At 61.5% G+C, this 12733-nt stretch carries 10 protein-coding genes; 9 read left to right on the forward strand and 1 reads right to left on the reverse strand.

Translation table 11 applies throughout. The features are described 5' to 3' along the window. The first annotated feature begins 11 nt into the window (after positions 1–11). The 9 genes from prcA (at position 12) to EH165_RS06965 (ending at position 11703) form a co-directional block, all read left to right on the forward strand. Positions 12–785 (forward strand): proteasome subunit alpha, encoded by a 774-nt coding sequence (gene prcA, locus EH165_RS06925; RefSeq protein WP_124798762.1) that lies wholly within the window; start codon positions 12–14, stop codon positions 783–785. A gap of 101 nt (positions 786–886) precedes the next feature. After that, on the forward strand, positions 887–2302 hold the full coding sequence (locus EH165_RS06930; RefSeq protein WP_124798764.1) for a hemolysin family protein: 1416 nt from the start codon (positions 887–889) through the stop codon (positions 2300–2302). Then, positions 2302–3399: a hemolysin family protein gene (locus EH165_RS06935; protein ID WP_124798766.1), complete on the forward strand. Its 1098-nt coding sequence runs from the start codon at positions 2302–2304 to the stop codon at positions 3397–3399. Before EH165_RS06930 ends, EH165_RS06935 begins: the two co-directional genes overlap by 1 nt. A gap of 56 nt (positions 3400–3455) precedes the next feature. Continuing rightward, positions 3456–4814 (forward strand): Pup--protein ligase, encoded by a 1359-nt coding sequence (pafA, locus tag EH165_RS06940; protein ID WP_124798768.1) that lies wholly within the window; start codon positions 3456–3458, stop codon positions 4812–4814. Beyond that, complete coding sequence (locus EH165_RS06945; RefSeq protein ID WP_124798770.1) at positions 4814–5794, forward strand: helix-turn-helix transcriptional regulator; 981 nt, start codon at positions 4814–4816, stop codon at positions 5792–5794. Before pafA ends, EH165_RS06945 begins: the two co-directional genes overlap by 1 nt. Further along, on the forward strand, positions 5791–6777 hold the full coding sequence (locus tag EH165_RS06950; RefSeq protein WP_206426149.1) for a helix-turn-helix transcriptional regulator: 987 nt from the start codon (positions 5791–5793) through the stop codon (positions 6775–6777). The genes EH165_RS06945 and EH165_RS06950 overlap by 4 nt, the downstream gene beginning before the upstream one ends. 75 nt (positions 6778–6852) lie before the next feature. Continuing rightward, positions 6853–7728, forward strand: coding sequence for a twin-arginine translocase subunit TatC (gene tatC, locus EH165_RS06955; RefSeq protein ID WP_239020751.1), 876 nt, complete (start codon positions 6853–6855; stop codon positions 7726–7728). 45 nt (positions 7729–7773) lie between these two features. Continuing rightward, positions 7774–10563, forward strand: a complete 2790-nt coding sequence (locus EH165_RS06960; protein WP_124798772.1) for a DEAD/DEAH box helicase — start codon at positions 7774–7776, stop codon at positions 10561–10563. Between the two features lie 126 nt (positions 10564–10689). Next, positions 10690–11703, forward strand: coding sequence for a DUF4333 domain-containing protein (locus EH165_RS06965; protein ID WP_124798774.1), 1014 nt, complete (start codon positions 10690–10692; stop codon positions 11701–11703). Between the two features lie 73 nt (positions 11704–11776). Here the strand turns inward: EH165_RS06965 and EH165_RS06970 are convergent, their stop codons facing one another. After that, entirely contained in the window at positions 11777–12733 is a 957-nt protein-coding gene (locus EH165_RS06970) for a 5'-3' exonuclease (protein WP_124798775.1), read from the reverse strand.

Consider the following 12733-nt stretch of genomic DNA (forward strand, 5'->3'; position numbering starts at 1 on the left):
GCACAGCCACCGTGTCAATGCCGATCTACGCCTCACCTGAGCAGCTCATGCGGGACAGGTCCGACTTTGCTCGCAAGGGCATTGCCCGCGGACGCAGCGTCGTCGTCACAACCTATGCGGGTGGCGTGCTGTTTGTCGCTGAAAACCATTCGCCTAGCTTGCATAAAGTGAGTGAGATTTACGATCGGCTCGGCTTCGCGGCTGTGGGCAGATACAACGAGTTCGAGAACCTACGCACCGCTGGAATTCGGCTGGCTGACGTGCGTGGGTATTCCTACGACAGGCGTGATGTGACGGGCAGGTGGCTTGCCAACGCGTACGCGCAAACGCTTGGATCCATCTTTTCCGAGCACCAGAAGCCCTACGAGGTAGGACTGTGCGTGGCGGAGGTGGGGCTCCCCGGAACGCCGCAGAAGGATCAGCTCTACTTGCTGAGCTACGACGGTTCAATCGCCGATGAAACGACTTTTGTGGTGATGGGAGGAGCCACCGAGCCTGTGACGGCTGCGCTCAAGGAGACATTCGTTGCTGGGTGGACTCTTCAGGTAGCGCTCCGGTCAGCCGTCGCCGCACTGGGCGCGGGCGGCGACGCTGCGCCCCGAAAGCTTTCAGCCGCGCAGTTGGAGGTCGCGATCCTGGATCGGAGTCGGAGCGGGCGCACCTTCCGGCGGGTAGTTGATGCCGAGCTCGAGGGGTTGATGCCCGCAGTCGACACCGATTCCGAAGCGGAACCGATGGCCACCGATGATGTTGAGTCGGTAGATTTACCTGCTGCCGAAAGCTGACTGATGCGATTGTTTGGTAACTTAGGACAGTGCACCAACCTTCAGCGGCGCTCAACTGAGCGTCGCGCCGTAATTTTTATGACCATTTTTGGAGTCTGAGCATGATCACCCAGTGGGTGTTGCTCGGCGTTGGTCTGGTGCTCATCCTATTGACCGCGTTGTATGTGGCCGCCGAATTCAGCTTGATTACTGTTGACCGCGCCACCGTCACCCGTGAGGCCGCGGCGGGAGATCCCCGGTCGAAATCCTTGCTTATCGGCCTGAAAACGCTATCCACTCAGCTCTCAACCGCGCAAGTCGGAATCAGCGCCACCACACTGGCGTTGGGTTTCATCATGCAGCCCTCGGTGGCGGCCCTGCTAGCGGGACCATTGACCGCCATTGGTTTGGGCGCCGCGACGGCCAACGGCGCAGGCGTCGTCATTGCCCTGATTCTCGCCAATATCTTGTCTATGGTGTTCGGCGAATTGGTGCCGAAGAACCTGGCGATTGCTACGCCCATGGCTATCGCTAAATCGGTGATCGGGCCGATCAGGTTCTCGACGATCATCTTTCGACCGTTCATTTGGGTGTTAAACGGAATCGCGAACGGTGTGCTGCGCGCCTTTGGGATCGAGCCTCAAGAAGAATTGCGATCGGCTCGATCCGCTGAGGAGCTCTCATCCTTGGTGATGCGTTCTGCTGCCCAGGGCACCCTGGAGGGTCCGACTGCAGGGTTGCTCGCCCGATCCATATCGTTTTCCAGTAAGACTGCCGATGAGGTGCTGACCCCGCGAGTTCGGGTGCGGTTCATCAAATCCACCGAGTCAGCTGCCGAGATCATCACCGCCGCTGCCGAGACCGGCCATTCCCGGTTCCCCGTCATCGGGGAGGATTCCGATGACGTGTTGGGCCTGGTTCATCTGAAAAAAGCGCTGTCGATTCCGCGGGAGCAGCGCAGCACAGTCCCGGTATCCGCGCTGCTGTCGGAAGTTCCGGTAATTCCTGGAACGATGCCGCTGGATGCGCTTTTGGATCTGCTGCGCGACCGCGGCCATCAAATGGCTGTCGTCGCCGACGAGTACGGCGGTACCGCCGGAGTTCTGACGCTCGAAGATGTTGTCGAGGAACTGGTGGGTGAAATCACCGACGAACACGATTCGCAGGCAAAGCGCGGGGAGCGTAGGCCGGACAAAACCTGGCTCCTACCTGGGACTTTGCGCCCGGATGAGGTTGCAGATATGACGGGGGTGGAATTACCGGAGGCTGGGGAATACGAGACCATTGCGGGCCTGGTGATGTCCAGGCTTGGGCGGATGGCCGGTGTCGGAGACTATGTGGTGGTGGAAGCGACCGTCCGGCACGGCGTGGCGTTAGGGATCCGAGCCAATGTTGCCGATGCCGAGGAAATCTTCCCCGATCTGGACAACGACATCCCGCGAGCCGGTCACGTCCGCTTGGACGTGATCCGCCACAGCCAACGTCGAATCGACGCCATTGCCCTCTCGGCCATCGGCGTGGAACCAGAGGAAGACTGATGACCACCCAATGGCTCCTCGTCGGGCTCGTTATTTTGCTGTTGTTTGCCAGTGCCTTCTTTGTTGCGGCCGAATTTTCGTTAATTTCAGCGCGTCGGTCCGTCATTGAACCGCTTGCCATCAGCAGCGCTCGCGCTCGATCGACGCTGAAGGCGATGGAGGACGTTTCTTTAATGATGGCCTGCGCCCAGCTGGGGATTACGTTGTGCGCGGTGCTGTTGGGCGCGCTGGGGGAGCCTGCCGTCGCAAAGTTACTCGAGCCATTGTTCGACTCCTTGGGAGTGCCCGCCGGTTGGTTGCACCCGGTGGCGCTCACCGTGGCATTAGTGCTGGTTGTGGGTGCACACGTGGCGCTGGGCGAGATGGTGCCAAAGAATATCGCAATCGCTAGTCCGGAATCGGTGGCAATGCTTTTGGCTCCACCGCTGCGGATGATCGTGAAAGTTCTCGGACCGGTTTTGCGGGTGCTCAATAAGGTGTCCAACTCCGTAGTTCGGAAATTCGGCGTCGAGCCGCGAGACGAAGTTGCCTCCGCCTTCACACGCGAGGAGGTAGCGGGGCTTGTCGCCGAATCCCGCGAGGAAGGGCTGCTGCGGGATGAAGAACACCTCCTGCTCACCAGTGCTTTGGATTTCGACGAAGCCAAAATCGCCGGAATTGTGGTCCCAGATTCGCAGGTGGTGTCGGTGCCCGAGGGAGCCAGCGCCGCTGACGTCGAATTGGCCTGCGCTCGGACGGGTTTTTCCCGGTTCCCGGTTCGCGCTGATGACGGCCGTTACACCGGATATTTGCATATTCGGGACGTCGTCAGCATTGACGACGCGGAGCGGGATTTGCCCATAGAACAAAGCCTCATTCGGCCGCTGCCGGTGCTTCCGCTGGACACCAACCTGCGGAAGGCATTGGACCAAATGCGGCGTGCGGGTGCGCACCTCGCGCAGGTTTCCATCGCTGGCACGGGTACACCTGTTGCCGCTGAACGCAGCGGCGTGGTGATGTTGGAAGATGCTATCGAACAGTTGATCGGTGAGGTCCGCGACGCCACACGGCGTCGGCCCGAAATTGGCCGTGCGACCCGACGCGTCGAGTTGAAGTGACGCATCCAACTATCGCCTGCCCACGATCACACGGCACACCGCCTAGGGTGTGACGTATGCAGCGGCGGATCATGGGAATCGAAACAGAGTTCGGCATCACGTGCACCTTTAAGGGCCAGCGGAGGCTGAGTCCCGACGAGGTGGCCAGGTACCTCTTCCGGCGTGTCGTGTCTTGGGGGCGATCATCAAATGTGTTCCTGCGCAACGGTTCGAGGCTGTATCTCGATGTTGGGTCGCACCCTGAGTACGCCACGGCCGAATGTGACGACCTTCTTACGTTGATCGCACACGACAAAGCGGGCGAGCGGATCCTTCACGACCTGGTTATCGATGCCGAGGAGCGGTTGGTCGAAGAGGGAGTTGGTGGTGACATCTACCTCTTCAAGAACAACACCGATTCGGCAGGGAACTCCTACGGTTGCCACGAGAACTTTTTGATCTCACGGCAGGGTGAGTTCTCGCGAATCTCCGACGGGATGATCCCATTCTTGGTGACGCGACAACTCGTGGCAGGCGCGGGCAAAGTGTTGCAGACCCCCCGTGGCGCAACGTACTGCTTATCCCAGCGCGCGGAGCACATCTGGGAGGGCGTATCCAGCGCCACTACCAGGTCGCGGCCGATCATTAATACGCGCGACGAACCCCACGCTGACGCCGAACGCTTCAGGCGCTTGCATGTCATCGTGGGTGATTCGAATATGAGTCAGACCACGACCTTGCTCAAGGTCGGGGCGGCAGCGTTGGTGCTGGAAATGATCGAGGCGGGAGTGCCACTGCGCGACTTCACGTTCGAAAACCCGATCAGGGCCATTAGGGAGATCTCTAACGACTTGACCGGTCGGCGACTCGTCAAACTTGCCCGCGGCGGGGAGATCAACGCTTTCGACGCGCAGAGCGACTATTACAACCGCGCCGTTGCCTTTGTCGCGAAGCGTGGTAGCGATCCGATCAGCGAGAGAGTTCTGGATCTGTGGGGCCGCACCCTGCGTGCCATCGAGAGCAATAACTTTTCTGCGGTCGATACCGAAATCGATTGGATTATCAAAAAGAAGCTGATTGATCGGTACATGGCCAAGAATAACCTGGACCTGACCAGCCCTCGGGTTGCGCAAATTGACCTCACCTACCACGACGTTCGCCCGGGTCGAGGGTTGTATTCGCTGCTGGAGGCCAGGGGACAGGCCGCAACAGTGGTCACCGAGGCGCAAATCCTCGAAGCGACAACCGTGGCGCCACAAACAACACGGGCAAAGCTACGCGGTGAATTTGTCGCGGCGGCTCAGGACGCCGGGCGCGACTACACGGTCGACTGGGTGCACCTCAAACTCAACGATCAGGCACAACGTACGGTGCTTTTGAAAGACCCCTTTAAGTGTGTCGACGAGCGTGTGGACAAGCTCATTGAGTCCATTTAATGGCAAAAACCAAAGCTGAGCGACTCCTTAATCTCGTGATTGCACTCCTCAACGGCGACAAGTATCGAGATGTCTCCTGGATCCGTGCGCATGTCGACGGGTACGACCGGGTCGACTCGGCGGCTGCGGAAGAGGCATTCTTCCGGATGTTTGAGCGGGACAAAGGCGAACTGCGCGATTTAGGGATACCGCTGCAGACCAACGATGCGGGGGCTTATCGCATCCCGCCCGGTGAGTTCGCGCTCCCCGAGGTGTCGTTTACTCCAGCAGAGATGGCAGCTTTGGGCCTGGCCGGACGGCTGTGGGAAACGACTGTCCTGGCTGAGGCTGGTTCGGGCGCGCTGCGAAAACTTGTGGACGCGGGCGCGGGAGATGCGGCCGGAGATTTGGCAGTCGCCGATTCCATCACGCTCCTGCAGCCCAGAGTGAGAACATCCGACCCGGCGTTTGCGCCACTGTATGCGGCGGTCCAAGCCCGGCGCGCCGTTGAGTTCGAGTATCGGAAGGGCAGCACTGACGCTCCCGTGATAAGACACCTTCGACCATGGGGGCTGGTCAGCTGGAAGGGTCGGTGGTACGTGGTCGGGTTCGACCCTGAGCGCGGGGGGCAACGCACCTTCCGGCTGTCCCGAATCGCCGGTCCGGTGAAGGCCGTCGGCGCTGCGGGCACGGTCACGGTCCCGCCAAACCTTGACCTCCTCGCTATCGTGATGAACTCGACGACACCGGAGCCGGTTCGAATGGCCACCGTTCGGTTAGCAACAGATGCGGCGGCAGGTCTGCGTCGCAAGGCACAGTTGCTTCCTGCAGATCCGGACTACCCAGATTTCGACCGCGTGCACATTCACATGGACCACCTGTGGGACACCGCTCGTTCCCTCGCTGGTCTGGGGCCACACGCGGTGGTGGAGTCTCCACCGGAATTGATTGACGCGGTGGTCACGCTGCTCCGAGGCGCCAGAGGCGGGGTGCCGGCGTGAGCGAAACTGCGACTGACCGCCTCGCAAGGGTCTTGGCGATGGTCCCTTACATCAGCCGGCGACCCGGCGTGAGCATCAGCGACCTTGCCGCCGAATTCGGGGTCAACGATGCACAAATCACGAAGGACCTGGACCTGTTGATGGTCTGCGGCTTGCCGGGCTACTACCCGGACGACCTGATTGACGTCGTCTTGGATGAGGACGGCGGAACAGTGTCCATTGCATTCGACGCGGGGTTGGAACGGCCGGTGCGGCTCACTCGGGACGAAGCGGTCGCGTTGACGGTGGCGCTCCGCTCGTTTGCGTCGCTACCCGGTTTAGTTGACGCCGACTCGGTGTATTCGGCGCTGGCAAAGCTGGAGCTTATCGGGGCGGGTGCGCAGGCGTCTCTGCAGGTCGAAGCAGCTTCTCCCGCAGCAGCTCTCGGTACGGTGCGGGAGGCGCTTGACTCGGGGCGCCAGCTCTGGATCAAGTACTACACCGCCTCGCGCGATGCGGTGACGGAACGGACGGTCGACCCGTTTCGTGTCCTGGTTACCGATGGTCATTCCTACCTCGAGGCATACTGCCATCGGGTCAATGCGGTGCGGCATTTCCGTGTTGATCGGATCGAGGAAGCGAAGGTCCTCGCCGAACCCAGCCAGGAGCCGCTCTGGATGGATGCCGAGGTGCCACCACAAATGTTTCATCCGGATCTGTCCGTCGCACCGATCACCTTGGTGTTGTACCCGCGTGCGCACTGGGTAGCTGAGTACTACCAAGTCGAACTGGTGAGCCAAGATTCGGGCGCCGGCGCGCTACGGGTTCGAATGCGCCCGGCGGGCGATGCGTGGTTGGTGCGGTTGGTGCTCTCGTTGGGCGGCGCCGCTGTGATCGTGGATCGTCCCGACTTGGCCGAACGGGTGGAAGAGCTGGCTGCCCAAGCATTAACTGCCTATCACCACTCTCACGTCGCCACCGAATCCGAACTTCCCACAGATTGATGACCGCTCAGTGGGCGTCCGTACTCCCAGTGCCCGCGTAAAGTTTTAAATATCCCCACCAACACAGGAGTGCGCGTGCCCCTTTTTCGCCGGAAGTCCGCTGAGCGAGCGGCCGACGGCAGCATGTCGCTAATGGAGCACCTCTACGAGCTGCGCCGTCGAATGTTTTGGGCGGCACTGGCTATTTTTCTGGGAGTAGTGGTCGGATTTATCTGGTTCAACAACGGTGTACCCGCATGGGGGATCTCATCATTGGGCCGTCTACTGATCGAACCGTACTGCGCCGCCGACGTCCCCAAAGCCTATGGATCCACTGGGGGCTGTGACCTGTTGGCCCTGGGGCCGTTTTCCGGCTTGCAGCTTCAGTTGAAGGCCGCGCTGATGGCCGGGCTGGTGTTTTCAAGCCCTGGGTGGCTTTATCAGATTTGGGCGTTCGTGACGCCCGCGCTGTATAGCAAGGAACGCAAGTACGCGTTGACTTTTGTGAGCGCAGCTGTGGTGTTGTTCTCGGTGGGGGCGGTGATGGCCTACCTCGTCATCCCGCAGGCATTGAAGGTGCTCCTAGGATTCGGTGGCGACGCAGTTATCTCCGCCTTGGAAGCCGATCAGTACTACTCCTTCCTCATGACGTTGCTGATAGTTTTCGGGCTTTCGTTTGAGCTTCCGTTGTTTTTGATCGCGCTCAATCTGGTGGGTGTGATCTCCGGTGCGCAGCTGGCGAAGTGGCGCCGGTATGCGATCTTTGGGCTCTTCGTCCTCGCCGCGCTGGTGGTCCCCGGAAACGATCCGATCACCATGTTGGCGCTGGCTCTCTCGCTCACGTTGTTGTACGAAGTGAGCCTCCAATTCGCCAAGTTCTCCGACAAACGCAAACGACGAAAAGTCGGTTCCGGGGGCTTCGAAGGACTGGGCGATGACGAGGCTTCGCCGGACCCGGTCGCCGAAGAGTAGTCCGGCGGCGCGGGTACCGCTGGGCAGTATGGGACGCTGGTAATTGTGAGTAACGGATCTGAAGACAACTCGTCGCCGGCAGAGCGCTATCTGGCCTCGCGGGAGCGGGCCAAGTATCCAGATCTGGCTTCGTTCGTCGCTGAACTGCCGTTCGAGCTGGATGCATTTCAAGATCAGGGATGCCGCGCACTCGAGGACGGACGAGGCGTTTTAGTGTGTGCGCCCACTGGTGCGGGTAAGACCGTTGTCGGCGAATTTGCAGTACACCGAGCTCTAACTCGAGGGGGGAAGTGTTTCTACACCACCCCGATAAAGGCCCTGTCCAACCAGAAGTACGCGGATCTGGTGGCGCGGTACGGTGCGTCGTCGGTGGGGTTGCTGACCGGGGACTCGTCGATCAACCCGCACGCACCTGTCGTCGTGATGACCACCGAGGTGTTGCGCAACATGCTGTACGCGGACTCGGTGGATCTGGACGATTTGACGTCGGTGGTGATGGACGAAATTCATTACCTCGCCGATAAGTTCCGCGGGGCCGTGTGGGAAGAAGTGATCCTGCACCTGGACGCCAGTGTGCAATTGGTGGGCCTGTCCGCCACCGTTAGCAACGCGGAAGAATTTGGGGCCTGGTTACAGGAAGTCCGCGGGCACACGACCGTTGTCGTTGACGAGCACCGGCCCGTGCCGCTGTGGCAACACATGATGGTGGGCCGCCGAATGTTCGACCTCTTCGGTAAGGCCATCTCTAGCGAGGACGGCCGGGACGAGGGACGCCCACAGGCATATGCCCGCATCGACCCGGCCCTGGCAAAGGCCGCGGCGGACGCCGAGGCTCGGTTTAGTCGCTGGGGCGGGGACTCCCGTAGCCAACGGGGAACCGCTCGCGGATCGGTGAGCGGAAATCGCGGCACCCACTTCCGCCCGCCAGCCCGCGTTGACGTCATCGAAAAGCTTGACGGTGCTGGTCTTTTGCCCGCCATCACCTTTATTTTTTCACGTGCGGGCTGCGAGGCCGCGGTGGAGCAATGTGTGAAATCCGGAATGCGGCTCACTACCCAGGCTCAGCGAGAGCGGATACGTGCGGTCATCGACCGTCGCAGTGTTGACCTTCCCGAGGCAGACCTCGCGGTGTTGGGTTACTGGGAATGGCGGGAAGCGCTGGAACGCGGAATCGCCGCCCACCATGCCGGGATGCTGCCGGTGTTTAAAGAAACAGTCGAAGAACTCTTCGTGGCGGGCCTGATCAAAACTGTCTTTGCCACCGAAACCCTGGCCCTCGGGATCAACATGCCTGCGCGCACCGTCGTGTTAGAAAAGTTGACCAAGTACAACGGCGAGGGCCACGTCGATTTGACTGCGGGGGAATACACGCAACTCACCGGCCGCGCGGGCAGGCGCGGTATCGACGTGGAAGGCCACGCCGTGGTGCTCTGGGCTCCGGGGATGGATCCGCGCGCCGTGGCAGGTCTGGCCTCCAAACGGCTCTATCCGTTGCGGTCGTCATTCCGACCCAGTTACAACATGGCGGTTAATCTAACTGACCGTCTCGGCCAGCAACGAGCGCGTCAACTGCTTGAGCTCTCGTTCGCGCAGTTCCAGTCCAATGCAACCGTGGTCGGCATGGCCCGACAAGTGACGCGCAATGTCGAAAACATTGCGGCGCACGCGGTGTCGATGGAATGTCACCTGGGCAACACTGAGGAATATTTCTCTCTCATCAACGACCTCGCCGCGCGGGAGAAGGAGCTAGCCAAGGGCGGTGGCGCTCGGCGACGCGAACAGACACAGACCGACCTCGCCGCACTTCGGCGCGGCGACATCATCGCAATTAGGGGCGGCAAGCGCTCCGGCCTAGCGGTCATCCTCGACCCCATGGTGGCTGCTGACGGTAGCTCGAGGCCACTGGTTCTTACGGAGGGCACATGGGCGGGCCGGCTGGCCAGTGCGGATTTTAGCGGACCGGTTCCTATCCTGGGCAGGCTGCGTCTGCCGAAACATGTGGAGCACGCCTCTCCTGGTGTCCGACGGGAGTTGGCAGCGGCGCTTCTGGCCCAGGGAATTGCGGCGCCGCGACGTGAACCTCGCCGCAGCGCCGGAGAGGACGCGGAGCTGGTCGTACTTCGCCGGGCCGTGCGGGCGCACCCGGTACATGGATGCGCAGACAGGGATAGCCATCTGCAGTGGGCGCGACGCAGGGCCAATCTCTTCTCGGAGAATGCGGGGCTATCGGCAAAAGTTGACAGCGCACGCGACTCGCTAGGGGAGGCGCTTGCCCGGATCCTCGGCTTGCTCCGAAGCCGCGGCTACCTGGCGGGGGATCGGCTTACGGATGCTGGCCGTGTTCTTTCTCGGATCTGGTCCGAGAGCGATCTGGTGGTGGCTGAATGCCTTCGGGAGCAGCTGTGGGATCACCTGGGTGCCCCTGATCTAGCTGCCGTGGTTTCGGCACTAGTCTTCGAGGCGCGACGTGACCTCACCACGCCATCGCACCTGCCCACGGCAGCTTCGGCGGAGGCGCTCGCGGCCACGTCGAAGTTGTGGGCAAGCATCACGGGCGAGGAATCGGCCCGCGGGCTGGCAACCAGCCGCGAGTTGGACTTCGGGTTTGCTGGCGCCATCTACACGTGGGCTGATGGCGGTACTCTCACCGAGGCACTGGCGGTCGCCGCATATGGTGGCGCCGAGTTGCCCGCCGGCGACTTCGTTCGATGGTGTCGGCAAGTGATAGATCTTCTGGATCAAATCCACACAGTTGCCTCGGAACCCCTGGCCAGCACGTGCAAACATGCCGTCGGAGCCTTGCGGCGTGGTGTCGTGGCGCTAGTCGCGGGCTGACAATTTTAGATTCCGGGTTCGAATTGTGGGGGTTTGTCCACCCCAAGGCGCGCGGCCATGATTGGATCACTGGAGCGTCGTTGACTCCGGGACTGACCGCGTCAACATAATGTGAGGGAGGCGCTGATGAGTACGCCTAATGATTCGGGTCAATCCAACGGCAATCAGGATCCAGCCGGGGCGCAATGGCCCGGCTCAGGGCAGCCGCAGTATGGCCAGAACCCAGCAGGGCCACCGTCGGGTGCGCAGCCAGTGCCCGGGTATGGCCACGTTGCTCCCGATCAACAAGGGTGGGGCCAGCAGCCACCCTCCTACGACCCGGCTCAGTACCCGCAAACGGCAGTCCAGCCCACTGGTCCCCAGGCGGCCCAGCAGTACGGACAACCCGTCCACGATCCGAATCAGCAAGGCTATGGCCAGCAGTCCGGCTATGGCCAGCCTGCCGCGCCGATCGACTATGGCCAGGGCGGATACGGACAAGCCGGCTATGGGCAAGGCGGCGCAAGCCAAGCTGGGTACGGTGCCTCCGCAGCGCCGACCGATTACGGCCAAGCCGGCTACAGCCAAGGCGCTCCGGGGCAGGCCGCCTATGGCCAGGCCGGCTACGCACAACCAGGCGCACCCAGCGCTTTCGGCCAGCCAAACGCCTACGGACAGCAGAGTGCTTACGGTCAGAACCAGGCGCCTGCCTATGGTCAAGCTGGCCAGCCCTACGCGCAAGCCACGCCCTACGGGCAGCCCGCCTACGGGCAGCCAGCGGGCGCTCCCGCAAGTCAGCAGCCAAAGAAGAGCAACACGGGTCTGATCGTGGGAATTTTGGTTGCGGTCCTGGTGCTTGCAGGAGCGGCTTTTATCCTGTTCGTCAAGCCGGGGGTGTTGAACAAGACCGTATTTGACGCCAACGCTGTCGCCAAGGACTCGCTTGCCATCATCACCAAGCCGGTGACCAGTGGCGGCTATGGAGAAGAGGGCGTCAGCGAAATCAATTGCCCCGCAGGGAAGTCCATCGACAAGGGGACGACCTTTGACTGCGATGTCAAATACGCAGATGGATCCAAAAAACTGATCACCATCACCGTAACCGGCGACCCGAAGGTGGATGCCGAAAAGGGCAACTACACCGTCGGTTTGCCGCGCTGACCCGCGCCAAACACCAGCTCCCGCCGCGCATCCGAAACCTCGGATGCGCGGCGTTTGTTGTAGGAGCCCACAGTCAACTCCGAGTCGCCAGATAGGCAACAAGCCGGTTGACCGGAGCCGAAATCCCATACTGGGCAACAAGTTCGCGTAGGCGAGTTGCGTCAACCGGTTCGGTCGGCAACGTCGGATCCCCCTCCGGATCAAAGATGATGGATGCGCCAGTGGCGACCCGCACCACAGTCCCCGCTACCGCCAAGTAGTCTCGCGCAGCTATGAGCTTTCGGCGCTGGGCAGGCGGCATCGCCGATGTCGGATCCTCGGCCGCCTGTGCCAGATCCTCGAGAGACCCGAATTGCGACACCAACGCGGCGGCGGTCTTGTCGCCAATCCCGGGGACACCCGGCAGCCCGTCTGACGGGTCGCCGCGAAGCGCTGCGAAGTCAGCGTAGCGGCCCACCGGAATACCGTGCTTACTTGCGACTTCCCCGGCGCCGAGCAACTGCACTTTACTCATACCCGCTCCGATATACCTTACTCGGCAACGGTTCTCGCCGTCGACCGCGACTTGGTAGAGGTCCCTGTCGCCAGTGACGACTTCAACTTCCTCGGTGCGTTGGTGGACCAGGGTGCCAATTACGTCGTCGGCCTCAAACCCCGGAGCGCCAGCGACGGTGATGCCGATCGCCGCAAGTACCTCAAGCAGGACGGGCACCTGGGGGCTCAAATCATCCGGCACCTCTTCGGGGCCATCGGGAGCTACCTCTTCGGGTCCACCGTCGGTGGGGGGCGCAGCGGGTAACACCCGATGCGCCTTGTAGGAGGGGATGGCGGCGACGCGAAAAGCGGGCCGCCAGTCCAGGTCCAGGCAGGCCACCAACTTGTCTGCTTTGGCGTCAGCTAACACTCGCGTCATGATGTCCAGTGATCCCCGGATGGCATTGATCGACATTCCGCCGGGCGACTTCAGTGAAGCGGGAAGGGCGTAGTACGCGCGATAGTAAATCCCGGCCAAATCCAATAGCTGCAACAT

Source organism: Nakamurella antarctica (assembly GCF_003860405.1).
Taxonomy (GTDB): domain Bacteria; phylum Actinomycetota; class Actinomycetes; order Mycobacteriales; family Nakamurellaceae; genus Nakamurella; species Nakamurella antarctica.

Excerpts from the sequence above, each read along its gene's own strand:
- EH165_RS06930 (WP_124798764.1), top strand. The coding sequence starts at position 887 with ATGATCACCCAGTGGGTGTTGCTCGGCGTTGGTCTGGTGCTCATCCTA.
- EH165_RS06935 (WP_124798766.1), top strand. The coding sequence starts at position 2,302 with ATGACCACCCAATGGCTCCTCGTCGGGCTCGTTATTTTGCTGTTGTTT.
- pafA (WP_124798768.1), top strand. The coding sequence starts at position 3,456 with ATGCAGCGGCGGATCATGGGAATCGAAACAGAGTTCGGCATCACGTGC.
- EH165_RS06945 (WP_124798770.1), top strand. The coding sequence starts at position 4,814 with ATGGCAAAAACCAAAGCTGAGCGACTCCTTAATCTCGTGATTGCACTC.
- EH165_RS06965 (WP_124798774.1), top strand. The coding sequence starts at position 10,690 with ATGAGTACGCCTAATGATTCGGGTCAATCCAACGGCAATCAGGATCCA.
- EH165_RS06970 (WP_124798775.1), bottom strand. The coding sequence starts at position 12,733 with ATGTTGCAGCTATTGGATTTGGCCGGGATTTACTATCGCGCGTACTAC.